The organism is Herbaspirillum robiniae, from assembly GCF_002213415.1.
In the GTDB taxonomy this organism is placed as follows: Bacteria; Pseudomonadota; Gammaproteobacteria; order Burkholderiales; family Burkholderiaceae_D; genus Herbaspirillum; species Herbaspirillum robiniae.
Genome location: NZ_NJGU01000004.1, coordinates 342425 through 366124, shown reverse-complemented (window position 1 = coordinate 366124; position 23700 = coordinate 342425). Strand labels below are relative to the sequence as shown.

The 23700-nt window shown below is 65.3% G+C and carries 19 protein-coding genes; 2 read left to right on the top strand and 17 right to left on the bottom strand.

What is annotated here, in order from left to right; translation table 11 throughout:
• Positions 1–6: 6 nt before the first annotated feature.
• The 5 genes from CEJ42_RS08320 to CEJ42_RS08300 all read right to left on the bottom strand — a co-directional run bounded on the left by CEJ42_RS08320 (position 7) and on the right by CEJ42_RS08300 (position 5240).
• Positions 7–885 carry an FTR1 family iron permease gene (locus CEJ42_RS08320; protein WP_088750606.1) on the bottom strand — a complete coding sequence of 293 codons (879 nt, stop codon included), beginning with the start codon at positions 883–885 and terminating at the stop codon, positions 7–9.
• 203 nt (positions 886–1088) lie between these two features.
• Positions 1089–1430, bottom strand: a complete 342-nt coding sequence (locus tag CEJ42_RS08315; protein ID WP_079214657.1) for a cupredoxin domain-containing protein — start codon at positions 1428–1430, stop codon at positions 1089–1091.
• A gap of 128 nt (positions 1431–1558) precedes the next feature.
• Entirely contained in the window at positions 1559–2104 is a 546-nt protein-coding gene (locus CEJ42_RS08310; RefSeq protein ID WP_079214656.1) for an iron transporter, read from the bottom strand.
• Between the two features lie 191 nt (positions 2105–2295).
• Entirely contained in the window at positions 2296–3969 is a 1674-nt protein-coding gene (locus CEJ42_RS08305; protein WP_088750605.1) for a methyl-accepting chemotaxis protein, read from the bottom strand.
• 158 nt (positions 3970–4127) lie between these two features.
• Positions 4128–5240 carry a patatin-like phospholipase family protein gene (locus CEJ42_RS08300; protein ID WP_088750604.1) on the bottom strand — a complete coding sequence of 371 codons (1113 nt, stop codon included), beginning with the start codon at positions 5238–5240 and terminating at the stop codon, positions 4128–4130.
• Positions 5241–5683: 443 nt separating this feature from the next.
• Here CEJ42_RS08300 and CEJ42_RS08295 point away from each other — a divergent pair, with 443 nt between their 5' ends.
• Together CEJ42_RS08295 and CEJ42_RS08290 are read left to right on the top strand one after the other, a co-directional pair.
• Entirely contained in the window at positions 5684–6112 is a 429-nt protein-coding gene (locus CEJ42_RS08295) for a response regulator (protein WP_088750603.1), read from the top strand.
• Between the two features lie 257 nt (positions 6113–6369).
• A complete protein-coding gene (locus CEJ42_RS08290; protein WP_088750602.1) occupies positions 6370–8112 on the top strand; it encodes a methyl-accepting chemotaxis protein in 1743 nt (580 codons plus the stop codon).
• Positions 8113–8303: 191 nt separating this feature from the next.
• On the opposite strand, the gene CEJ42_RS08285 is transcribed toward CEJ42_RS08290, so the two are convergent.
• From CEJ42_RS08285 to prsK, 12 genes are all read right to left on the bottom strand, one after another.
• On the bottom strand, positions 8304–9431 hold the full coding sequence (locus tag CEJ42_RS08285) for a branched-chain amino acid ABC transporter substrate-binding protein (protein ID WP_088750601.1): 1128 nt from the start codon (positions 9429–9431) through the stop codon (positions 8304–8306).
• 196 nt (positions 9432–9627) lie between these two features.
• Entirely contained in the window at positions 9628–10575 is a 948-nt protein-coding gene (locus CEJ42_RS08280) for a choice-of-anchor A family protein (protein WP_079214651.1), read from the bottom strand.
• Positions 10576–10629: 54 nt separating this feature from the next.
• The gene (locus CEJ42_RS08275; protein WP_165774408.1) at positions 10630–11448 is read right to left on the bottom strand and encodes a sterol desaturase family protein; all 819 of its coding nucleotides are present in this window, start codon (positions 11446–11448) and stop codon (positions 10630–10632) included.
• A gap of 46 nt (positions 11449–11494) precedes the next feature.
• Positions 11495–12238: a DUF642 domain-containing protein gene (locus CEJ42_RS08270; RefSeq protein WP_079214649.1), complete on the bottom strand. Its 744-nt coding sequence runs from the start codon at positions 12236–12238 to the stop codon at positions 11495–11497.
• Between the two features lie 340 nt (positions 12239–12578).
• Positions 12579–13373: a S1 family peptidase gene (locus tag CEJ42_RS08265; protein ID WP_088750600.1), complete on the bottom strand. Its 795-nt coding sequence runs from the start codon at positions 13371–13373 to the stop codon at positions 12579–12581.
• A gap of 49 nt (positions 13374–13422) precedes the next feature.
• Entirely contained in the window at positions 13423–14661 is a 1239-nt protein-coding gene (locus CEJ42_RS08260) for a hypothetical protein (protein ID WP_088750599.1), read from the bottom strand.
• 14 nt (positions 14662–14675) lie between these two features.
• Positions 14676–16223: an MBOAT family O-acyltransferase gene (locus tag CEJ42_RS08255; protein ID WP_088750598.1), complete on the bottom strand. Its 1548-nt coding sequence runs from the start codon at positions 16221–16223 to the stop codon at positions 14676–14678.
• A gap of 1 nt (position 16224) precedes the next feature.
• Complete coding sequence (locus tag CEJ42_RS08250; protein ID WP_088750597.1) at positions 16225–17328, bottom strand: acyltransferase family protein; 1104 nt, start codon at positions 17326–17328, stop codon at positions 16225–16227.
• Positions 17329–17341: 13 nt separating this feature from the next.
• The gene (locus CEJ42_RS08245; protein WP_088750596.1) at positions 17342–18613 is read right to left on the bottom strand and encodes a pyridoxal-dependent decarboxylase, exosortase A system-associated; all 1272 of its coding nucleotides are present in this window, start codon (positions 18611–18613) and stop codon (positions 17342–17344) included.
• Positions 18610–20199 carry an acyl-CoA ligase (AMP-forming), exosortase A system-associated gene (locus CEJ42_RS08240; protein ID WP_088750595.1) on the bottom strand — a complete coding sequence of 530 codons (1590 nt, stop codon included), beginning with the start codon at positions 20197–20199 and terminating at the stop codon, positions 18610–18612. Before CEJ42_RS08240 ends, CEJ42_RS08245 begins: the two co-directional genes overlap by 4 nt.
• 46 nt (positions 20200–20245) lie before the next feature.
• Positions 20246–21598 (bottom strand): PEP-CTERM-box response regulator transcription factor, encoded by a 1353-nt coding sequence (gene prsR, locus CEJ42_RS08235; RefSeq protein WP_079214642.1) that lies wholly within the window; start codon positions 21596–21598, stop codon positions 20246–20248.
• Entirely contained in the window at positions 21585–23699 is a 2115-nt protein-coding gene (gene prsK, locus CEJ42_RS08230; protein WP_088750594.1) for an XrtA/PEP-CTERM system histidine kinase PrsK, read from the bottom strand. Before prsK ends, prsR begins: the two co-directional genes overlap by 14 nt.
• Between the last annotated feature and the right edge of the window lies 1 nt (position 23700).

Here is a 23700-nt window from a genome sequence, read left to right as displayed (position 1 = left end):
GCGTGTTCAGACTGCTTCTTGCCCCTTGGGCTGGGGCTTCTGCTTCGGTTTGCGGTAAAGCGCCGAGCATACCACAACCCAATAGGCGACATAGACGATCACCGACAGCAGCGCCGGGCGGGCGCGGTAGCCGGTCAGCGTGGAAATCAGGCTGCCCAGGGTGGTCGAGTCGTCCAGCAAGCCGGAGGTGTCCCACAGCGGCGCGGTCAGCGTCATGGTCCAGTCGGCCGAAGCCAGCGCATCCGAGCTTTCCAGCAGCACGTCGAAGAGCTTCTCGACGCCCGTCACCAGCAGGCCGGCCGCCAGCAGCAGCAGGATCACTTCCGTGACCTGGAAGAACCGGCGCCAGGAGAAGATCTTGCCGCCCAGCTGCAGGATGTAGAAGGTCAGGAAGGCCAGGCCGAAACCGATCACGCCGGCCAGGATCAGCGAGCCGGTGCTGGCGTCCTGCTGGCCCAGGCCGATGCCGTACAGGAACACCGCGGTCTCGCTGCCCTCGCGCGCAATCGCCAGCGCCACCAGGAAGAACACGCCCCACCAGCTGCCCCGCTCCACGCTGGCCTGCATGCTGTTTTCCATGTCTTTCTTGAGCGTGCGGCCGTGCTTGCGCATCCAGAACACCATCTGCACGATCAGCACCGCCGCGATCAGCACGATGGCGATCTGGAAGTAGGTCTGGGCGTCGCCCGACAGCAGCTCGGAGAAGCCCAGCAGCGCAGCGCCCAGGGCGGCGGCCAGCAGCACGCCGGCCACCACGCCGCTCCACAGGTAAGGCAGGCCGCGCCGCGCGCTGACGTCGCCGTTCTTCAGCCAGGCATACAGGATGCCGACCACCAGAAGCGCCTCGACGCTCTCGCGCCAGACGATGAACATGACTTGTCCCATTGAAATCCTTCCCTTGCAAAGCTTGATTCGTTCGATACGTTCCGGCCTGGAGCAGGCCCGGACGACGCAGTCCCTCCTCGCGTCCCGCGCTTGGGGCCCGGCGCTGCCGCCCCCTTTTCTTCCTTTGCCACCGCATCCGGGCGCAGTCCGGTGCGGCTTGGGCGGCACGGCGCCTGGCCTGTGCCGCCGGTCAAATCACCCGCTTATTTGGCGACGATCACGCCTTGCGGCATGTTCAGGTGAAAGTCGTCGAAGAACTTGTACTCGCCCGGACGCAGCGGCGCGATCACCACGAAGGACTGGGCGCCGGGCGCCAGCACCTTCTCCTTGCGCAGCTCGATGCTCTCGAACTCGGCGGCGGACTTGCCGATGTTGTGGATCTCGATCTTGATGCGCTGGCCCGACGGCACTTCGATGCGCGGCGGGATCAGCTTGCCGTCCTGCATCTCCAGCTTGAAGGTCGGCAGGTCGGCGGCCGAGGCCAGTGCAGCGGTCGCCAGCAGCACGGCGGCAACCAGGCCCAGACTTGCTTTGCGTAGGAACATGGACTCTCCGGAACTCTGAAAAAGGAAACCGGCTGCACCGAAGTTGAGGCTCCAGGCAGCCGGCGTTCATGTTGCGGCTCGATGCTGCGCCGGCCGGGGCCGCAAGGCCCTCATGCCGGCGCATCGGATCAGTAGCCGCCCTTCTTGCCGATGCCGGCGAAGGTGAAGTCGTAGCTCAGTTCGAAAGTCTTGAACCAGGGGCCGACGCCGGTTTCCTTGTCGACGTGGCGGCCGAAGTGCGCATGCTCGTTGGCTTGCGGCGAGGAGATGGTCAGCTTCAGCTTGTACTTGCCCGGGCCTTCCAGCTTGACGTTGTCGCCGTAGTGCGGGCCGTCGTTGGCGACCATGGGCATCATGTCGCCCTTGATGCTCTTGGTGGAACCGACCTTGGTCAGTTCATACTTGATGACCAGGTAAGGCATCCAGTCGCCTTCGGCGAAACCGTTGGGGTTCTTGGCCACGGCGCGGATGTCGGCTTCCAGGTGGATGTCGGACTTCGCAGCGTCGAGCATCATGCCTTCCGGCTCCATCTTGACCGGTTGCAGGTAGACGGCGTTGACTTCAAAGCCGTTCTGGATCTGCGGCTTGCCGATGGGGTACTCGGCGGCCATGGCCGTGCCGGCGGTACATGCCATCAGCACTGCTGCGGCGGCGAGTTTCTTGATACCGATCATCTTGGTTTTCTCCTGGTCATCAAATGATAATGATTAGCATTAAGTGTAACATCTTTTGATGCTTCGCGGCACGCCCCGCTTCCCCCGTCTTTTCACGAATGAACACCGCCGCCGCGCGACCATGAAAAAAGCTCCCCGCGGGGAGCTTTTTTCGCTACCGCGATGCCGACGGGATCGGCATCGGCGCGGGATCAGAACTCTTCCATCTCCATCGCGATCTTCTTCACGCCGGCGTTGTCGGTGTTGATGCGCGTGGCCGACGGCGTGATGTCGATGGCGCCGCGGGCGATCGGCGCGGAGGCGGCCGGCGCCGACAGGCGGTTGCCGTCCAGCTTGAACACGCTGACCACGCGCTCCAGCGTCTCGGCCTGCTGCTGCAGGGCTGCTGCCGCGGCGGCGGCCTCTTCCACCAGCGCGGCGTTCTGCTGGGTGGTCTGGTCCATCTGCGAGATGGCATGGTTGACCTGCGAGATGCCGGCACTCTGCTCCTGGCTTGCGTCCGAAATATCGCCCACGATCTGGGTCACGCGCGCCACGCTGTCGACGATCTCGGCCATGGTGGAGCCGGCCTGCTCGACCAGCTTGCTGCCGGTGCCGACCTTGTCCACCGAATCATCGATGAGCGACTTGATCTCCTTGGCAGCGGCGGCCGAACGCTGAGCCAGCGAGCGCACTTCGGAGGCCACCACGGCGAAACCACGCCCCTGCTCGCCGGCGCGGGCCGCTTCCACGGCAGCATTGAGCGCCAGGATATTGGTCTGGAAGGCAATGCCGTCGATGACGGCGATGATGTCGACGATCTTGCGCGAAGAGTCGTTGATCGAATTCATCGTATCGACCACCTGGCGCACCACATCGCCGCCCTGCGAGGCGATCGACGAGGCGGATTGCGCCAGCTTGTTGGCCTCGCGGGCATTCTCGCTGTTTTGCTGCACCACCGAGGTCAGCTGCTCCAGGCTGGAAGCGCTCTCTTCCAGCGCCGCGGCCTGCTGTTCGGTGCGCGCGGACAAATCGGCGTTGCCGGCGGCGATCTGGCGTGCCGCCACGGTGACCGAATCGGTGGAACTGCGGGTGGTGGTGACCACCTCGACGATGCGCGCCTGCAGCTTGTTGAAGGCGTCGGCGGTGCGACCCACTTCATCCATGCGCTCCACCGGCACCGGGCGCGACAGGTCCAGGGTCTGGCTGACGCGCTCGAAGTTCTCCTGCATCTTGCCCAGGCTGCGGCTGACATTGCGCAGCACCTGGATGCCCAGCATCGCCGTCAGCAGCACCGCCACCACGATCACGGCGATCATGGTGCGGAAGGCGAAGACATAGGCGTCGTCGCTCTCGGCCTTGATCGTGTCGATCATCTTGCGGCCGATCAGGATGTGCTCGTCGAAGCCCTTCTTGGCGGCGGCGGCCGAGATCGCCAGCGGCGTGCCGGCTTCCAGCGTGGCGCGCACGCCGTCCATGTCGTTGGCGTAGGCGGCCGCGAAGAACGGCACCAGGGCCTTGCGATAGGCCTCGATGTTGGCCTTGTCGGCCTGGATCAGCGCGCGGTCCTTGTCGTCGAAGATCAGGTCGCGCTCATAGTGGGCGAACTCCTCGTCCAGCGACTTGTTGGCGGCGTCGACCGCCTTTTGCAGGCCGGTCTTGTCCGGCAGGTTGGCGAAGACCGACAGGCGGTAGCCCGCCAGGCGTGAGTCGGCAAGATAGCCCTTGAGCAGGTTCAGGCTGTCCATGCCCGGGATGATGCGGTTCTGGATCAGCTCCAGGCGTTGCTGCGAGCGCTGCAGTTGCCAGAGTCCGTCGGCGCCGACGAACAGCAGCGCAACGAGTGCCGTCGACAAGGTGATGATCAGGCGCTTGGTGATCGTCATGATGTTAAAAGTCCATGGAATGATGTTGATTGAATCCCGGGTTCCCCCGGAGCCGTTTTTGTCCCTCTACCGCGATGCCTACCGCCCCTCGCTGGCTTTTTTTGTTGCCTTGCACGGCTTCTTGTTGGAATGGACTTCTTGCCGCCGCGCGCGGCCGCTTACGCGGCCAGCGGCGCTTTCTCCGGCACGCCCAGGTGCTCCCCGTGCGTGCGGCAGAACTCGAGGCCGGCGCGATAGCCGACATCGAACAGCAATTGCATGTTGGAGGACGACCAGTCCAGCACCTGCGGCCAGTGCTGCTCGGGCACGTCCTTCATCAGGTCGACCTTGAGCATCTTGCGGCGCTGCTTGCCGGTGGCCGGATTGGTGTTGTGTTCGAGCTCGAACAAACGCTGCTCGGTCTTGGAAATCTTGACCAGCGGCGTGATGATGGAGCGCACCCAGGCGTCGTAGAGGTTGCGCGGCTTCCTGATCAGGCGGTCTTCGCCCAGGATGTCGAGCACCACCAGCGTGTCGACCTCGGGTTCCAATGCGGGGCCGCCGTCGTCGGGGGCGATGAACGGGTCGAAGTTGAGCGTATCCAGCGCCGCGCCCTCGATGTAGTTTTCACCGTCGATCTCGGTGGGCGCATACAGGAACGGGAAGGACAGCGAAGCGCGCACGTGGGCCGCGGTGATCTGGTCCTTGTTCCAGATCTGCATCCGGTGACGGTCGATGTTGTAGGCGTTGATGTAGAACTGCGGCCGCATCCTGGCGACGGCGTCGAAATCGATGGACTGCTCCAGGAAAGGCAGGTGCGCGCACAGGCCCAGGCTGCCCGAGTTCAAGTCCGACGGCGACATGGCCGACATCAGCAGGTGCATCCAGTCGTTCCATTTGGCCGAGGCTTCGGCGAAATGCTGGGTAAACATGTTGGCGAACGGATTGGTGCCCATTCCGGGCAAGGCCTGCAGTTGCGCCATCATGGAGTCGCGGTAGCTCTCGGCCTGCGCGCCCGGCTTCTTGAAGACCTTGTAGTTGACCGGAAACAGCTTGTAGATGCTGTCGGCCACGCCCACCTCGGCCCAGCGCATCAGCGCCTCGCGCGGCGAAACGTCGCGCGGAGCGGCGTACAAGAGCCCCATCAGGACGCCGGCGCCGGAGGCCGAAATGACGTCGAACTCTATCCCCTCGGCCAGGAACGCGGCCAGTGCGCCGGCGATCAGCGTCGAATTCGGCGCGCCGCCCCCGATCACCAGAGCCGTTTTCCCTCGTCCTTGCGGATTTCCCATGTAATACCCCCTTGCATGCGCGTTTTTTTCAAAGTGCTTCCCGGGCACTGTGCTGCATGATGGCGTCGCCAAAGCGAGCTATCCGTAACGTAACTATCGCGTACGCTGGGAATATAGCCGCAAAGCAATTCAGGAATATGACGGCAGGCGATTTAATTCCCGCATAACAGGCATTCAGAAATTTAATGAGGGTTTCCCCGCTTGGCCCATAGGAGAAAGTGAACGATCGTTCAGCGGTAAGACCAATTATTTGTAATCGTGCCGTAAGGAAAGTGGGATAAACGAAAGGAAATATTCCCTCAGGGAAAATATTCCGGATCAAGGATAGCCCTTGAAAATGACGTGAACAACTAGCAATAGATTTCTGTAATTCTCTGTGTCACACTTGCCCGGATACCTTGAGACATTGTCAAAAATCAATCGCAGACGCCAGAACATCAGCAATGACTCGCCCCAGTATATTGATGATCGACCCCAGCCCCGAGTCGGTTGAGCTGGCGCGTTTCGCCGTCTGGCGCAGCAAGCTCGATTGCTCTTTCGGCTGGTTCGAAGACGCAGAACAGGCCGCCGAATCGCTGTTCACCGACGCGGCCGCCGCCAGCCCCGACGCGCTTCCCTTCCTGATCCTGCTGGAGTCGCACCTGCCGCGCATGGATGCGATCGAGTTCCTGCGCATGGTCCGCAGCCATCCGCATACCGCCGCGCTGCCGGTGGTGATGTTTTCCTCCACCAATGAAGAGCCCGATGTGGCCAAGGCCCTCGAAGCCGGCGCCAACAGTTACCTGCTCAAACCGGTGGACGCCCGCGAATTCATGACGACCGTGGTCGATACCATCTCGCATTGGCTGGGCGCCGGCCGCCAAAGCCACTGACCTCCCCCCGCCTCGTCCGCGCGAGGCATCCGCGGCGCCTGTGGCGCCGTACCCACCGGGAAAATCCTGATTTCCCGCCTCCCTTGCCTTCCTTACAATTCCTGCAACATTGTCAACAAGCGCAATCCAAGTGTGCGGCCTACGCCACTTCCGTCGTCGCCAGCTCGTTATTTCTTGAACTGGATTAATTTTTTTGCAATATTCAATGAAGTGGCCGAGACCCCGAATAAACGGGGGATCAACAAGGGAGATGGAAAATGAAATGGTTCTATGATCTGAAGATTTCCAAGAAGCTGATCGCGACCTTCCTGGTTGTTGTCGCCATGGTGGCGGCCCTCGGCGCCTTCTCGATACGCGAGCTGGACAAGGTCAACAGCGCCTCGACCGAAATCGCCACCAACTGGCTGCCCAGCATCCGCACCCTGTCCACCATCCAGCTCACGCTGGCGCGCGTGCGCAGTTTCGAGATGCAGCACATCCTGGCCAAGGACGCCAAGGAATACGATGAAATCGAGCAAGCCTCGAAGAAGCAGATCGACGTCCTGAAAAAACAGCAGGCGCTCTACGTCGCGCAGATCTCCGAACCTGAAGAAAAGGCCCTGTATCCGGAAGTGGAGAAACTGGTCGCCACCTTCCTGGCCGAACACGACAAGATCATCGCCATCTCCCACCAGGGCAAGGATGAAGAAGCGCGCAGCCTGCAGCGCGGCGATGCCACCAAGGCGTACCGCGCGCTGCTGCAGAACCTGGACAAACTGATCGAGGTCAACGACCACGGCGCCGACGGTTCCAACAAACTGGCCGACGATATCTACTCCCAGGCCCGCATGTGGATCCTCGGCACCGTGATCGTCTGTATCGCGCTGGCCATGATGCTGGCGATCTGGGTCTCGCGCCTGATCTCGCGTCCGCTGGAGCAAGCCGTCTCGGTGGCCCAGCGCGTGGCCGGCGGCGACCTGACCGCCGATATCCAGCCCTCCGGCAAGGATGAAGCCGGCCAGCTGCTGACGGCGCTCAAGAGCATGAACGACAACCTGCTCAACATCGTCAGCGAAGTGCGCCAGGGCACCGGCACCATCACCACCGCCTCGACCGAAATCGCCAGCGGCAACCTCGACCTGTCCTCGCGCACCGAGCAGCAGGCCAGCTCGCTGGAAGAAACCGCCTCGGCCATGGAAGAACTGACCTCCACCGTCAAGCAGAATGCCGACAATGCGCGCCAGGCCAACCAGCTGGCGGTGTCGGCCTCGGAAGTCGCGGTGCAAGGCGGCGACGTCGTCAACAAGGTGGTCAACACCATGGGCTCGATCAACGAATCCTCGCGCAAGATTTCCGACATCATCGGCGTCATCGACGGCATCGCCTTCCAGACCAACATCCTGGCGCTGAACGCAGCCGTGGAAGCAGCACGCGCCGGCGAACAGGGCCGCGGCTTTGCGGTGGTGGCGTCGGAGGTGCGTTCGCTGGCCCAGCGCTCGGCGGCCGCCGCCAAGGAAATCAAGGAACTCATCGAAGGCTCGGTGGCCCAGGTCGACATGGGCAGCAAGCTGGTGGAAGAAGCCGGCAACACCATGACCGAAGTGGTCAACAGCGTGCGCCGCGTGACCGACATCGTGGCCGAGATCAGTTCGGCCAGCCAGGAACAGAGCGAAGGCATCGAACAGGTCAACATCGCCATCTCGCAGATGGATGAAGTGACCCAGCAGAACGCGGCGCTGGTCGAAGAAGCCGCGGCCGCGGCCCAATCGCTGCAGGAGCAGGCCGAGAAGCTGACCGATACCGTGAGCGTCTTCAAGCTGGATCGCAACGCGGTCGCCGCCGCGCCGCGCGCCGCCCGCCCCGCTCCGTCGACCAAGTCCTTCGCGGCCCGCGCACCGGCCGCGCCGCGCAAGCGCCCCGTCGACGTGACGCCGAAAGCCGCAGAACTGCCGACCAAGGCCGCATCCGCCTCGAAGCTGCCCGGCGGCACCGACGACGGCGGTTCGTGGGAACAGTTCTGATGGCGCGCGCGGCCTGATCGCCGCGTCCCCGCCGATACGACAACGGGCCGATTCCTTCGGCCCGTTTTCTTTTGCCCATCCGATAAAAAAGCCGGCGGACGAATCCGCCGGCGAAATCTCCAGAGCTCAGAGATAGGTCACATCACAGTCACAGAGTACACAGGGAAATCATCGGCGCACCGCCGCCCGCCTCAATAGTTGGCCAGCGGTTCCGGGCGGCCGTTCTTGAACTGGAAGATGGTCACCGGCGAACTCTTCAGGTCGTGGTTGGCGTCGAACTCGTAAGTCCCGGCCACGCCCTTGAACGATGCCTGCGCCAGCACCGGGCCGTACTTTGCCGGCTCCACCGAACCGGCCCTGGACATGGCCTCGGCCACCAACTTCATGGCGTCGTAGAAGGAGACGGCATAGAACATGGGCTTGGCGTTGTTGCGCTTCTCGTAGTTGGCCACGAAGGTCTCGGCGCTGTTGGTCTTGAGCAGGCCGCCGCCCTGGGTGCAATAGACGCTGCCATTGACGGCGTCGCCGCCCAGCTTGCCCATCTCGGTATCGCAGATGGCGTCGCCGCCCATCAGCGGCACGTCCAGTCCCAGGGTCTTCATCTGGCGCTTCATCGGCGCCGCCTGCGAGAAGTAGCCGCCGTAGAACACCGCGTCGGGCTTCTTGCCCTTGATCGAGGTGAGGATGGCGTTGAAGTCGGACGCCTTGTCGTTGGTGAAGTCGCGCGACACGATCTCGATGCCGTTGGCCTTGGCCACCTTGGCGAACTCCTCGGCCACGCCCACGCCGTAGGCGGTGCGGTCATCCACCAGCGACACCCGCTTGAACTTCAGTTCGCGGGCAGCGTACAGCGCCATCTTGCCGCCCAGCTGGCTGTCGCTGGCCGAGACGCGATAGACATTGGCAAAACCCTGCAACGTGATCTTGGGGTTGGAGCCCACCGTCGCCATCACGATGCCGGCGTCGTTGTACAGCTTGGAGGCGGGAATCGCCACGCCCGAGTTGTAGGGCCCGAACACCGCCTTCACCTGCGCGTCGACCAGCTTCTGGGCGACCGCCACGCCGGTCTTGGGGTCGGCCTGGTCGTCCTCGACCATCGCTTCGAATTTCACGGTGTCGGCACCGACCTTCACGCCCTTCTGGTTGAGCTCGTCGACGGCCATGCGCAGGCCGCGTTCGTTGTCCTTGCCGGCGGCAGCCTGAGCACCGGTCAGCGGGCTGCTGAAACCGATCTTGACGATCTTGTCCGCAGCCTGCGGCAGGCTGCAGACGCTGGCGATCACCGCGCCCGCGGCGGCTTTGTGGATGAAACCCGGCATGAATCGACTCCCTTATCGATGTGGTGGAAATGGCGTTGTGAAATGCTGCCGTGAAACGGCCCAGCAAGATTTTATGGGATCCAAATTTAAACAATTGGATCCAATTAATCAAGCGATTTTACATTGCGCGCATCACCGCCAAAAACAAAAAGGCCCATCTTTCGATGGGCCTTGCTGATGCATTCCGGGGTTCGACTCAGGCAGTCTGCGGTCGCGCCTGCGGCATCGGATGCCGGCGCCGGCGATAGGCCAGCACCGCAGCCAGCCCCAGCAGCCCGCCCAGCATCAGCATCCAGGTACCGGGTTCGGGCACCTGGGCCTGCACGGTGGGCGTGGGCAGCGTACCGGCGAAACCGAAGTCATGCAGCTCGCCATTGCCGGTGAAGCTCTTGGCGTACAGGAAGCCTTCCATCGCCGAGCTGTTGGTCACCGACGCGTTGCCGGCCAGGACCGTGCCGTGCCAGTTCTGGAAGCTCAGGCTGGTGGCGTCCTCGAAATTCCAGATGATGTGGGTGTTCAGGAAGGTGTCGGCGTTGAAATTGGTGGTATCGACGTAGCTGCTGCCGGTGACGTTGATGATGATGGTCTGGGCCGAACCGGAGAACAGCAGGTTGCGCGACTGCGACAGCTGCGCGGTGGTCAGGTTGAACACCGCCGTGCCGGTGGCGTCCGGGGTCAGCTTGAAGGTGAAGCGGTTGGGATCGCTGGCGTCGATGGCGCTGTTGGAGGCCAGTTGCGCCAGCTGCACGCTCAATGCATTGAGCGGCGTGGTGAAGTCGCTCAACGCGAAGGGCGTGCTCTGGTAGGCCGCGTGCCCGCCGCCGTTGAAGTTGAAGTGCGCGGCGTCGCTGACCTGGTAGTTGACGCTGCCGCCGTTGTTGATGTTGGCGTTGAACTGGTCGATCTTGTTGGCGTTGATCGCCGCGTAGGACGAGGCCGCGCCGCGCGGGTTGTTGTAGAACGTGGCACCGCCGGTGATCTCGTCGGCCACCACGCGGCCCTCGATGTCGTGGCCGGAGGTCAGCGTGGTGGAGACCACCACGTTGAATTGCGACAGGATCTGTCCCGCGCTCAGCGCAGTCGCTCCGGACATGCCGGAAGCCAGGGTGGCGGCGAGGAACGCCAGGGTCTTCAATATGCGCATAGTTGGTCCACGGTCTCGGTAAGAACGAACAACGACTCCACAAAATCGGTGATGCTATCGGCGGGCGGCGGCCACATCGGCCACTTCAGCCGCGCTGGCCGCATCAGCGGGCTTCACGCCATATTCCGCCGGCCATTCGCCGGGCAGGTAAAAAGTGCCGAACACGCGATCCAGCACCGGCAGCGTGGACGCATAGTTGCGGTTGATGTGTTCCACCCGGCTATGGTGCCAGTGGTGAAACAGCGGAGTGGCCACCACCCACTCCAGCAAACCCAGGCGAATCCGCACGTTGGAATGGATGAAGAATCCCCACAGCGTGCCCAGCAAGATCACCGCCACCGGCGTCGCGCTGCCGGCCACGCCCGGCCCGGCCAGCCCCAGCAAATACAGCGGCGCCAGCCCGAACAGGCGCGTCACCACCAGATCCACCGGATGCGCCCGCGTGTTGACCAGGAAATACACATGCTCCGGCCGGTGATGAACCGCATGGAAGCGCCACAGCCACGGTATTTCATGGCTCAGGCGATGCCCCCAGTAAAAACCGATCTCGCCGATCACGAACGCCAGCAGAAGACGCGCCGCCGGCGGCAATCCCGCAACTGCCTGCGCCACCGACTGCGGCAACAGGTGCCGTCCCAGTTCGGCCACCAGCGCCAGGGGCAGGCTCAACAACAACGCCGGCGCCAGGCTGCTGAGGAAATAGAACCCCAGGTCCGCCAGCATCGCGCGCCCGCGCGGCCGCTCGCGGCGCAAGGAGAACCAGCGCTCCAGCGGGACGAACAGCACCGTGAGCAGCACCAGCCAGGCACAGAGGCGCAACACCTCCGTCATCAGCTCTGGCAAACGCGCCAGCAGTGTCTGCAGCAAACTCATCAGCGAACGGATCCTCGATGCGACGCGCCTGACGGCCGTCCGGCCATCAGCCGCGCGCTTGGCGGCGACGACGCGAGGTCATCGCGGCCAGCGCCAGCGCGCCGATCGCCATCACCCACAAGGTGCCCGGCTCAGGCACGGCCACCAGCGACACGTTGTCGAGCAGGGACATCGGCGGAGCGCCGCTGGGCGGCGTGCCCTTGGCCAGGAACGACAGCACTTCGGTCGCAGCCGTGGCAGTGAACGTGAAGGTCTGCGTGCGCCAGCCGGTGAAACCGTGGCTGACGTTGCTGATCATGGCAGTGGTGAACGTCTGCGCACCCAGGCTGACCTGCCAGCCTTCGGTGGTGGCGCCGTTGAAGTTGTACTGCTGGATGCCCGCCCAATCGAAGCTCAGCAGGTAGGACTGGCCGATCACCAGGCCATTGATGATCTGCTGGATCGGACCGGCCTGGTACACGCCGTTGGACGCCAGGAAATTGCCGCCGGTCGGGCTCAGGGTGAAGCCGTTGTTGGAGCCGTCATTGGGGCCCCACAGTTTCAGGTGCGACGCGCCCGCGCCGGTGGTATCGGCGGTGCCCGGGGTGTACAGGAAGTTGTAGCCGGTGGAGGTCCAGCCGGTGGCGACCGTGGTGCCCTTGAGGCTGCCGGTGGTGGTGTTGAACTTGCCGGCGCCGTTGGTCAGCGACTCGAAGCCGCCGTTGGTGACCAGGTTGGTCGGGGTGGCGAATGCTGCCGCGCCGGGCAGGCCGATCAGGGCGGCCGCGAGAATTCCGAGTAGTTTCTTCATGGCGTATATAGGATATTTGTGGTCTTTTTAACAATGTTCACAACACATTCAGCAAAAGCCATGCCAACTGAAGCAAAACGGTTTGCCAAAACAAAATTCCATGCGAATCAGGTACTTGGAACAATCTTCCCGTTGTGCAATGCGCTCTCCGTTGCGCATTGTTAAAAGCATGTAAAGACTTCCGACACTGGAAATTCCCGTGCCATGAGCCTGGCCGGAACTGGTGCATGCCTGCGCGACCGGCAACGCTCCCACGCCGCTGTTGCGCATGCGGCGCCGGCCGGCTGCCCTTGCCCGGCGATCGGCCGCACTGTAAAAAATTCCGACACCGCGCCGGCGACTACTTCTTCTCAACCAGCTCGCGGATGAAATTGGCCGGGATCGCGTAGGTGATTCCGCTGGGCGCGGTAATGGCCGACTCCTTGGTGGCATTGAGCACCTTGTTGATCACGCCCAGCACCACGCCGGTCTCGGGGTCGTAGAGCGGGCTGCCGCTGCCCCCGGGATAGGCCGTGCCGTCAAGCTGGAACACCTCATAGGCATTGCGCTGGAGCTGCACGATCGCCTTGGCGTCGAGCGAGCGGGACGACGGCGCGGGCGTGGCCACGACGGTGATGGCCGAGACCATGCCGCGGTGCGTGACCGGATGGAAGCCCAGGATGCCCGTCAGCGGAAAACCGGTGAAGGCCAGCATCTGCCCTTCCCTGACGGTGGTCGAATCGCCCACCTTCATCGCCGGCACGGGCGGCCCGGCCATTTTCAGCAAGGCCAGGTCGTGCAGGCGATCGATGCTCACCAGCACCGCTTCCCGATAGTCGACGCTGGCGCCCCTGGCCACGATCACGCGCAGGGTCTCCTTGCGCTCGTCGTCGATCACCGCCGGCACCACGTGCGCGTTGGTGACCACGCTCAGGCCGTCGCCGATCACAAAGCCGGTGCCGACGAAGCTGACCGCGGGACTGCGCAAGGCCATGTAGGTGCCGATGCCGACGATGGAGGGCTTGATGGCGGCGATGGTCTGCACCAGGTCGGCCGCGCCGGCGCGGCCGGCGACCAGGGAGGCGAACGCGGCGAGCGCCAGCAGGAGGGCGCGGCCTGAGCGCAGGAATGGTGCCGGCGTGGAAGTGAGGTTCATGGGCGAGTCAATGAGTCCGGTCGGAACGGTGGATCGGTGGATGGGCGGCTCAGGAACGTGGCCGGGCGGCGCGCGCCACCAGCAGGCTGGCGTCGGTGAAGACCGATGGCGCTGCCGCGGCGCACACCGCGCGTTCGCGCGCGATGCGCTGGCGATTGTCTTCCAGCGAAGCCGGCGTCAGGCGCTCGCCGAATGCGGGCGCCGTGCTGCCGGCGTCGTCCTGCAGGCGCGCCAGGATCAGGTCGCCCAGCGCCTTCTTGAAATGCCCGGCCTCCCAATACCAGCGCGTGCCGGTGCGGCGATCGCCCTTGGCCGGGATGGGCTCGCACTGGTAGGGCGCGAAGCCGCTGAAATCCCAGAGCTCGATGGCCACGCCCGGATAATCGCGCTGCGCCTGGGCCACCTCTTCGGCCAGCATGCGCTTCCAGGACTCGAACAGCGGCCACAGGCCGGCCTGCTCGAACAGCGCCAGCATCTGGGCGTGATAGGGATAGATCACCAGCTGCAGCGCCACCCTTTCCTTGCCGGCCAGCGCGATCATGGCGCGCAGGTCCTCGCGCGCCGGCGAGCTGCCGCTGTCGGCATAGGCCAGCTGGCGCGGCTTGCGCACGAAGCTGGCGGCGTAGTCCTCGGCGCGCTGGCGGAAGATGGCGTAATACCCTTCATCGCGCGCGTATTTGGCGTACTCCAGCATGGGATTGAAGCCGTTGGCGGTCACCAGCGGCGCCTCCAGCCCGCGCTGCACGCGCAGCGTGGTCACGCTGTCGCTCAGGGCGGTGAGCGAGAACAGCGAATCGAAGCGCCATTTGAAGCGTTCGATCGGATAGCCCGCCGGCTTGCCCACGGCCGCAGCCGGGGCCGCCGCCGCGCCGTCCACCGGGAAGTCGAGGAACTCCACCCCCATCACGATGCGGCGCGGCGTCGCGCCGCGGCTGTGCAGGTAGGCGAACTCGCTGCGCGAGGTGGCGATGCCGCTGCCGGAGATGGCCAGGTTGTACGGCACCGCGCCCGGTGCCCTGGCCAGCGCGGCCGGGTCGAAACCCCATTCGGCGCGCGAATTGCCCATGACGTAGACATTGGCGCCGGCCTTGCGCGCCAGCGTCAGCTTGATCTCTTCCTGGTTGTGCTCGGGCGCGGGGCGCAGATCGCTGAAACCGGGAATGCGCACCAGCTGGTACAGGCGATAGGGATCCACCACCACCACGCAGGCGGCGGCCAACAGGCAGCCCAGCGCCACCGACCCCGTCATCCAGGCCAGGAAACGTGAAAATCCGCGGCTCTCATCCATGCCGGTCCCTGTCCTCAAAACTGGAAATAAAGAAATTCCGCCGGCCGGTTCAGCGACAGCAGGCTCAGCACCATCAGCACCCCGATCCAGACCGCCCAGCGCCGCTTAGGCTCCCAGCCGGCGAAGCGCGCCGCCGATGCGCGCTCCAGCGCGTCACCGGCTTCCAGCAGCGCCGGTTCGAAGCGGCGCATGATCTGTACCGTGTTCGGGCAGAAGAACACCAGCAGCGCGGCAGCGCCCACCCACAGATAGGTCTGCACGAAGCGCGCCCCGCCGCCGAGGTAGAACCCCACCCCGTGCTGCTCCAGCCAGCCGCGCGCGCCGTCGCCCAGGCGCGCGCCGATGGCGTCGGGCAGGCTGACGCCGGACATGAACAGCATGCCGCGCAACACCTCCAGCGCGCGCGGCAGGTCCGGCGCTCGGAAGAACACCCAGGCGATGCACACCGCCACGAAGGTCAGCAGCACGCCGGCGACCCGGCCCGCGCGCGACGGCGGCGCAGCCGGCCGGCCGCGCCACAGCGCCTGCCAGCCGTGGTTGATCATCAGGAAGCCGCCATGCAGCGCGCCCCAGATCACATAGTTCCAGCCGGCGCCATGCCACAAGCCGCCCAGCACCATGGTCAGCATCAGGTTCAAGTAGCGCCGCAGCGTTCCGTGGCGGCCGCCGCCCAGCGGGATGTAGAGGTAGTCGCGCAAAAAGCGCGACAGCGTCATGTGCCAGTGGCGCCAGAACACGATGATGTTGGGCGCCTTGTAGGGCGAGTAGAAATTGATCGGCAGCTTGACCCCGAACAGGCGCGACAAGCCGATCGCCATGTCCGAGTAACCGGAAAAATCAAAATACAGCTGGAAGGCGTAGGCCAGCACGCCGCCCCACGCCACCAGCAGGCCCGGCGCGCCGCCCTGGTCGAACACGGCGTTGGCGTACTCGGCCAGGTTGTCGGCCACCAGCACCTTCTTGGCCAGGCCGAGCGTGAAGATGGACAGCCCGATGGCCCAGTTGCCGGCCGAAAAACGATAACTTCGCGCATCGGCGAACTGCGGCATCATTTCCTTGTGATGCAGCACGGGCCCTGCGATCAGATGGGGGAAGTAAGTGACGAACAGCAGGTAGTGGACGAAATTGTATTCCTTCACCTCGCCGCGGAAGGTATCCACCAGGAACGCGATCTGGGTGAAGGTGAAGAAGGAAATGCCGATCGGCAGCACGACGCTCATCACCGGCAGTTCGCTGCCCAATGCCGCATTGACGCTGGCCACCGCGAACGCCGCGTATTTGTAGTAGGCCAGCAGCAGCAGGTCGGCCGCCACCGCCAGGGTCAGGCCGCGCAGCCGCGCCTTGCCCTGGGCCGCGCCTATGTACCGGCCGGCCCAGTAGTTGAAGCATATCGAGCCCAGCAGCAAGGGAAGATAACGTACGTCCCACCAGCCATAAAAGAACAGCGAGGCCAGCGCCAGCCAGGCCGCCGCCCACTCGCGCCGGATCCGCGCCAGGGCGAAGAAGCCCAGCACCACCACCGGCATGAACAGGAACAGGAAGCCAAAGGAGTTGAACAGCATCTTATTTTTCCTGCAAAGTCCGCAGGCCGCCGCCCGCGCCGGCCAGCCACGCGCACAGCCGGCGTCCACCGACTTCCATGGCGGCGCGCAAGGGATCCGCGAGCGAGCCGGCCAGCCAGGTCGCCAGCAGCACCGCCAGGCAGACCGATACCGGCTCGGCGCCGCCGGCCGCCGCCGGCCGCAAGGCCAGCCAGCAGGAGATCACCAGCCCGTGCACGAGATAGAGGGGGAAGGTGTAATACGCCAGCACGCGCGCCGCGCGCGAGGCCCACTGCGGCATCGCCATGCGGGCATGCAGGGCGCAATGGAAATTGAGCAGCACCAGCAGCCCGACCAGGTAATCGCCCGGATAACGCTCGGCGCTGCCCAAAGGGAGCGAGGCGAACGGCCACCAGGCGTGACCCAGCGTTCTCAGCCAGACGTCGCCATGCCAGAACTTGTAGGCGCACAGCAGGACCACGCTGAGCAGCATCCCGGTGCGCGCCGCGGCAGGGGCCAGGCGCAGCCGCTCGCGCCCGCGCCATAACAGCACGCCCGCGTACCACACCGGCAGCAGCAGCCAGAGCTTGTAGCCCATCACCAGCAGCACGGCGGCCGCGCACAGCATCCTGCGCCGGCCGCGCATGAAGAACAGCACGCCGAACAGCAGGTAGTACCAGACCTCGTAGCCCAGCGACCAGTAGGGAATGAGCCAGAGAGGCGTCTCCGAATGCGTCCACAGTTCGCCCAGGAACAGGCTGTGATAGGGAATGTAGAGATAGAACTTCTGCAGCTGGTAGCCCTCTTTGAGCGGCTCGGCCAGCACGCCCTGCAGCGCATACGCGCCAAGAAAGGCCAGCAGCAGCAAGGGCAGCGCCACCGAATAGATGCGCGCGGCGCGGCTGACCGCGTATTGCCCGAAGCTCTGCTGGCGCGACTCGGTCGCGTAGGCGATCACGAACCCGGACAGCACGAAGAACATGACCACCGCCTCCCTGCCCCACTCCGGAAAGAACGCCGCCTGTGCCGGCGTGACGATACGGAAGGCCACGAGATGGTCCAGCACCACCAGCATGGCGGCGATGAAACGGACCAGGTCGAGGTAGGCGGAGAAGGCGCGGTTCATCGCACTGGCATCCTCATACCAGCACCTCGGCCGGAGCCGGGTGCCCGAGGAAGGCGACCGGGCTGGCGCTGAGGCCGTAGGCGCCCGACTGGAACACCACCACGAAATCGCCCGGCTCGGCGCGCGGCAGGCGCATCTGCGCGGCCAGCACGTCCAGCGGCGTACACAGCGGCCCGACCACCGTCACCACCTCGTGTTCGATCTCGCCTGCGCGCGGCTGCTGCGGCACCACCGTCACCGGATAGTTCTTGCGCAGCACCTGGCCGAAATTGCCGGAGGCGGCGAGATGATGATGCAGGCCGCCGTCGACCACCAGGAAAACCTGCCCGCGCGACACCTTGCGCTCCACCACGCGGGCCACGTAGATGCCGGCCTCGCCCACCAGGTAGCGCCCCAGTTCCATCACCACCCGCGCCGCCGGCAGCGCCTCGCGCAGCCGCGCCAGCCATTGCCGCAAGTGTTCGCCGATCGGCGCGATGTCGAGCGCGCGATCGCCGGGGAAATAAGGAATGCCGAACGCGCCGCCGATGTTGAGGCAATGCAGGTCCAGCGAAGCTTCTCGCGCCAGCGTCATCCCCAGCTCGAAGCTGCGCGACTGCGCATCCATGATCGCCGCCCCGTCCAGGCTTTGCGAACCGCAGAATACCTGCAGGCCCTGCACCTGGACGCCCTTGGCGGCCAGCGCCTCGAGCAAGGCCGGCGCGCTCTCCGCATCCACGCCGAAGGGCTTGGCGCCGCCGCCCATCCGCATGCCGGACGACTTCAGTTCAAACGCGGGATTGAGGCGCAGCGATACCCGCGGCGCGATGTCCAGCTCGGCGCCGATGGCTGCGACGGCGTCGGCCTCGCGCGCCGACTCGACATGCACCAGGATCCCGGCCGCCACCGCGCGCCGCAGTTCGGCCGCCGACTTTCCGGGTCCGGCGAACGTGATGTGCCGCGCCGGCATCGGCGTATCCAGCGCGGTCGTCAGCTCGCCGCCGGAGGCGACGTCGAAGCCGTCGACCAATTGCGCCATCCACTGCACCAGGGCCGGCATCGGATTGGCCTTGATCGAGTAATGCAGCTCGATCTCGCGCGGCAGCAGCGCGCGCAGGTGCGCCACCCGCGCCGACAGCAAAGCCCGGTCGTAGGCGTAGAACGGCGTGCTGCCGACGCGCTGGGCCAGCCGCGTCAACGGCACGTCGCCGATCCGGAGCACGCCCTCCTCGACCGGAAAACCGCTGCGCGCGGCATGCGCCGGCTTCGCCGTGGCGTCGGGAATTGTCGGTGCGGCTGGGTTCATGTGTTTCCGTCGAAAAAATGTCCGGCCAGCGACTGCTGCATCAGCTTGCGGTCGAGCTTGCCGTTGGGCGTGCGCGGCAGCCCTCCCGGCCATTGATGCACGGCGGCCGGCACCATGTAGGACGGCAGGTGCTGCCTGCAGGCCTGGACCAGGCCGTCGGCCGGGAAGGCCTCTGCGGCCGGCACCACCACCACGATGGCCTGGCCCGATTGCGGATGCCCGACGCCAATGGCCGCTGCCTCCTCGACCAGGCCGCTGGCATAGACCACCTCTTCCACCTCATGCGGGCTGACGCGATATCCGGATACCTTGATCATGTCGTCGCCGCGGCCGACGAAGTAGAGGAAGCCCTCTTCGTCCATGCGTACCGAGTCGCCCGACCACACGGCCAGCTCGGCGCTCTGCAATTGCGGATCGCGCCCCGGCGCCGGCCGGAAGCGCCGGGCGGTTTTCTCCGGGTCGTTCCAGTATCCCTGCGCCACCAGCACGCCGCGATGCACCAGCTCGCCGACCTCGCCGGGCGCGCAGGGGCTGCCGTCGGGATGCACCACCAGCACCTCCGCATTGGGAATGGCGCGGCCGATCGAGTCGGGGCGCCGGTCCAGTTCGGACGGCGGCAGATAGGTGGAACGGAAGGCCTCGGTCAACCCGTACATCAGGAACACCTGCGTCGCCGGCAAGGCGCGGCGCAGCTGGTCCAGCACCGGACGCGGCATGGCCCCGCCGGAGTTGGTGAGGTAGCGCAGCGTGCAGTCCTGCGGCCACGGCAGCTGCGCCAGCTGCGACCACAACGGCGGCACCCCGGCCAGCCCGGTCACGCCTTCTTCCGCCACGGCCTTGACGACGTCGCGCGGGAACAGGTAATTCATCAGCACCACCGATGCGCCGCACAGGAATGCCGTGGTCAGCTGGCTCAGCCCGTAGTCGAAACTCAGGGGCAGCGCCGACAGCAGGCGATCCTCCGGACGATTGTCCAGGTAGCTCGCCACGCTCTGCGCTCCCGCCACCAAGTTGCGATGCGACAGCACCACGCCCTTGGGGCGGCCGGTGCTGCCTGAGGTGTAGAGAATGGCCGCCATGTCGGCGTCGATGCGCCGGTGCGGCAAGGCCGTCCCTGCCTGCCGCATGAACTGCTCCCAGGGCAGCACCTCTGCGCCTGCAGAACCGGCGGCAGACGCATCGGCAGGCGCGTCGACCAGCACCACGGTGCGCAACTGCGGACATTGCGCCAGCACCTCCGCCAGCGCCGCGTGGCGCTGCGCCGACGTCACCAGCACACGCACGCCGCAATCGTTGAGGATGTGCGCCACCTGGGCCGGCTTGAGCAAGGGATTGACCGGCACGAAGACGGCGCCCGCGGCGGCCGCGCCGAACAGCGCCAGCACCGTCTCGATACGTTTTTCCAGATAGACGGCCACGCGCTCGCCGGCGCCGATGCCGCACCGGAGCATGGCCGATGCCGCCGTCTCCACGCCCTGCGCGAGCGCGGCATAGTCCAGCGCCGCGCCGCGGTAGCGCACCGCGGTGGCGTCCGGCCGCGCCAGCGCCGCCGCGGTGATGGCGTCGTGCACCAGGGTGACCGTCATCCCCGTCTCCGCGCGCGCGGCATCGGCATGTGCTGGAGCGCCATCGTCACTTGATCTCGTGCCGGCTCATCAGGTCGTACAGCGTCGGCCGGCTCACGCCCAGCAGCTCGGCGGCCTTGAGGATGTTGCCGTCCATCCGGGTGATCGCCTTGACCACCGCCTTGCGCTCGGCCTCGTCGCGCACCTGGCGCAGGTTCAGCGGCTCGATCTCGCGGCCGTCGACGGACAGGCCCAGGTCTTCCGCGGTGATCTGCGAGCCGTCGGCCATGATGACCGCGCGCATCACGCAATTCTCCATCTCGCGCACGTTGCCGGGCCAGTCGTAGGTCTCGATCGCGTGCAGCGCCTCCTGGCTGAAATGCAGGCTCGGGCGCCCTTCCTTGGCGCAGAACTTCTGCACGAAGTGGCGCGCCAGCAGCACGGCGTCGCCGGCGCGGTCCTTCAGCGCCGGGATCTTGATGACGATCTCGCACAGGCGGTAGTACAAGTCCTCGCGGAAGCCGCCGCTGGCGGTCAGCTCCTTGAGGTTCTGGTGCGTGGCGCAGATCACGCGCACATCCACCGGTATCTCGGTATGCCCGCCCACGCGCTCGATCACGCGCTCCTGCAGGAAACGCAGCAGCTTGGCCTGCAACGGCATCGGCAAGTCGCCCACCTCGTCGAGGAAGAAGGTGCCGCCATTGGCCAGTTCGACCTTGCCGATGGTCTGCTTGACGGCGCCGGTGAAGGCGCCCTTTTCATATCCGAACAGCTCGCTCTCGAGCAGGTTCTCCGGGATCGCCGCGCAGTTGATCGCCATGAAGCGGCGCTCGCTGCGCGAGCTGAGCTGGTGCAGCGCGCGCGCCAGCACTTCCTTGCCGGTGCCGCTGTTGCCCAGCAACATGACCGAGGCCGACGACGGCGCCACCTTCTCGATGCTGCGGCACACGCCCAGCATGCCGGCGTCGCGGCTGATCAGCCCGTTGAGCGGCGAATTGCCGGCGCCCTGCTGCATGCGCCGGTTCTCGCGCTGCAGGGCGTGCAGGTAAAAGGCGCGCTCCACCACCAGCCGCAGGGTTTCGTCATTGCATGGCTTCTGGTGGAAATCGTAGGCGCCCATGCTGATCGCCTTGACCGCGTGCGCATGGTCCTGGTTGCCGGTCAGCATGATGACCTTGGTATCGGGCGCCAGCGCCAGCACCTGCTGCAGCGTGGCGAAGCCCTCGCTGGCGCCGTCCGGATCCGGCGGCAGGCCCAGATCCATGGTGACCACGGCCGGCTCATGCCGGCGCACCATCGCCAGCGCGCTTTCGCGGTCGCCGGCGATGAGCACCTCGTAGGCATCCAGGCTCCAGCGCAATTGCTTCTGAAGTCCAGGATCGTCCTCGACAATCAAGAGCTTCGGCTTATTTTGACTCACTGGTTTCCTCTTGCAGTTGTGTGGTCGCCGCTTTCACGGGCGCGAGCAAAGGCAACCTGATGAAGAAGCGGGTTCCCACCGCTTCGACGCTTTCCACGTGCAGCGTTCCGCCAAGCGCCTGCACGTACTCGCGGCTTTCAAAGACGCCGATGCCCATGCCCGCCGACTTGGTGGTCTCGAAGGGCTTGAACAGCCGGCGGCGGATGAACTCCTCGCTCATGCCATGTCCGTTGTCGCCGATCTCGACCAGCGCCTCTGCGCCGTCGCGGGCAAGCCGCACCTCGACGCGGCCGTTCTTGGGCGAGACCGCCTCGATGGCGTTCTGCACGATATGACCCAGCACGCGCTCCAGCCGCTCCCAATCGGCCTGGACCTGCATGCCGCCGGCCTCGATCGTCAGCACCGGCTTGGGCTCGGCCGCCGACTTGCCGCGGATGGCCCGTTCCAGCAAAGCGTCCAGGTCGATCGGCTGGCTGGTCTCCGCCGAATCCTTGCGGCTCAGCTTGTGCAGCAGCAGGCGCATCTTCTGGACCGAGAAGTCGACCGTGTCGATCATGTCGCGCTGGAACTCGGGGTTGTCCTTGTGCCGTTCGGCGTTGGCCATCAACAGCGAGAGTTGCGACACCAGGTTCTTGAGGTCGTGCACCACGAAGGTCGACATGCGGTTGAACGACTCGAACTGGCGCGCCACCATCAGCTCGGTGGCGAACTGCTGCTGCGCCAGGTAGCTGCCGGCCTGGCGCCCGGCCAGCTTGAGCAGGTCGGTCACTTCCCAATTGAGTTTGACCGGGCTGCGCGGCTGCGCCAGCATGACGATCCCCAGCAGCCTGCCGTGCACTTCCATCGGCACCACCAGCCAGGCGCGCGGATAGTCGCTCAGCCAGGCCGGGATCGCCACATGGCCGTAATGGCCGGGATTGATCTTGTGCTGGGTCAGGTCGATCACCCACTGCTTTTCTTCCAGGAACCTGATCAGGCCGGCGTTGGCCGGATCGGCCTGGGCGCCGGCGGCGCAGTTCCAGCGCGCCGCGGTGTCGAAACTGCCGTCGTCGCGCACCATGAACACGGCGCCGCCCGGGCTTTCCACCAGTTTGGCGAGCGCCTCGACCACGCGCGTCTCCAGGTCCGGCCCCTTGGACGACAGCGAACGCGTGAAGCTCAGCCACACCTCGCGATAGTCGTAGTTGTAGCTGTAGAAGTGCTTGCTGATGAAGACCCGCAGGCGCGAACGGAACACGCCCGAGAAAAGGATGCCCAGCAGCAGCGCCACCGCCCCGCACAGGAAGGCCAGCTGGATCACCGAACCCCAGGTCCCGCCGAAGATGCGCAGGTAGTAGCCGGCCAGCGCCATCGCCAGCAGATAGCCTGCCGCGCCGAACAGGGCCGCCGAATGGAACAGGACATGCCGCGACACCGTGATCCCCAGCGACCAGCGCGGATTGCGCAGCGTCGAGATGGCGATCAGCGGCACCGCCAGCGCGTTGATGAAACCGCGCGCCACCCAGGCGTCCGGATTGAAATGGCGGAACAGCAGCGCGTCGCTGTACATGTAGAAGTCGTACGCGAACATGACGCCCATGCCGATGCACGCGAACTTGATCCCCCAGCGCTGCACCTCCAGCGTATTGCGATAGAGCTGCTCCACCAGGAACAGCCCGAGGATGGCCGCGCCCGTGCGCAGCACCGTCACCGCGATGAAATCGCCGGCCAGCACCGGATAGCCGTTCTGCCAGGACACGCTGAGCGTGCAGGCCAGCATCACCGCGTAGAACACCGCCACCGCCAGCACCCAGCGGTTCGCGTTGAAAATCGTGGTGCGCCGGTCCTTGCCGAAGACGCCGATCAGCAGCAGCAGGAACACGTCCCAGGAAGCGTTGCGCAGCGATTCGAAGACGGCCACCAGCACCGGCCAGCGCGCGGGCAGGAACAGCTGCACCACCAGCAGGATGGCCCAGCCGGCATTGATGCAGCAGGCCACGCCGAGGGCGAGACGCCGAAGCTGCCCTCCGTTGCGCGCAAAGAGGAACAGGCCGAACAACAGGAAGGTGGAAGCCGCCGCCAGATAGCTGGCCAGCGCCACTTCCTTCAGCATGCCGAGCATC

Excerpts from the sequence above, each read along its gene's own strand:
- CEJ42_RS08320 (WP_088750606.1), bottom strand. The coding sequence starts at position 885 with ATGGGACAAGTCATGTTCATCGTCTGGCGCGAGAGCGTCGAGGCGCTT.
- CEJ42_RS08315 (WP_079214657.1), bottom strand. The coding sequence starts at position 1,430 with ATGTTCCTACGCAAAGCAAGTCTGGGCCTGGTTGCCGCCGTGCTGCTG.
- CEJ42_RS08310 (WP_079214656.1), bottom strand. The coding sequence starts at position 2,104 with ATGATCGGTATCAAGAAACTCGCCGCCGCAGCAGTGCTGATGGCATGT.
- CEJ42_RS08305 (WP_088750605.1), bottom strand. The coding sequence starts at position 3,969 with ATGACGATCACCAAGCGCCTGATCATCACCTTGTCGACGGCACTCGTT.
- CEJ42_RS08300 (WP_088750604.1), bottom strand. The coding sequence starts at position 5,240 with ATGGGAAATCCGCAAGGACGAGGGAAAACGGCTCTGGTGATCGGGGGC.
- CEJ42_RS08295 (WP_088750603.1), top strand. The coding sequence starts at position 5,684 with ATGACTCGCCCCAGTATATTGATGATCGACCCCAGCCCCGAGTCGGTT.
- CEJ42_RS08290 (WP_088750602.1), top strand. The coding sequence starts at position 6,370 with ATGAAATGGTTCTATGATCTGAAGATTTCCAAGAAGCTGATCGCGACC.
- CEJ42_RS08285 (WP_088750601.1), bottom strand. The coding sequence starts at position 9,431 with ATGCCGGGTTTCATCCACAAAGCCGCCGCGGGCGCGGTGATCGCCAGC.
- CEJ42_RS08280 (WP_079214651.1), bottom strand. The coding sequence starts at position 10,575 with ATGCGCATATTGAAGACCCTGGCGTTCCTCGCCGCCACCCTGGCTTCC.
- CEJ42_RS08275 (WP_165774408.1), bottom strand. The coding sequence starts at position 11,448 with ATGAGTTTGCTGCAGACACTGCTGGCGCGTTTGCCAGAGCTGATGACG.
- CEJ42_RS08270 (WP_079214649.1), bottom strand. The coding sequence starts at position 12,238 with ATGAAGAAACTACTCGGAATTCTCGCGGCCGCCCTGATCGGCCTGCCC.
- CEJ42_RS08265 (WP_088750600.1), bottom strand. The coding sequence starts at position 13,373 with ATGAACCTCACTTCCACGCCGGCACCATTCCTGCGCTCAGGCCGCGCC.
- CEJ42_RS08260 (WP_088750599.1), bottom strand. The coding sequence starts at position 14,661 with ATGGATGAGAGCCGCGGATTTTCACGTTTCCTGGCCTGGATGACGGGG.
- CEJ42_RS08255 (WP_088750598.1), bottom strand. The coding sequence starts at position 16,223 with ATGCTGTTCAACTCCTTTGGCTTCCTGTTCCTGTTCATGCCGGTGGTG.
- CEJ42_RS08250 (WP_088750597.1), bottom strand. The coding sequence starts at position 17,328 with ATGAACCGCGCCTTCTCCGCCTACCTCGACCTGGTCCGTTTCATCGCC.
- CEJ42_RS08245 (WP_088750596.1), bottom strand. The coding sequence starts at position 18,613 with ATGAACCCAGCCGCACCGACAATTCCCGACGCCACGGCGAAGCCGGCG.
- CEJ42_RS08240 (WP_088750595.1), bottom strand. The coding sequence starts at position 20,199 with ATGACGGTCACCCTGGTGCACGACGCCATCACCGCGGCGGCGCTGGCG.
- prsK (WP_088750594.1), bottom strand. The coding sequence starts at position 23,699 with ATGCTCGGCATGCTGAAGGAAGTGGCGCTGGCCAGCTATCTGGCGGCG.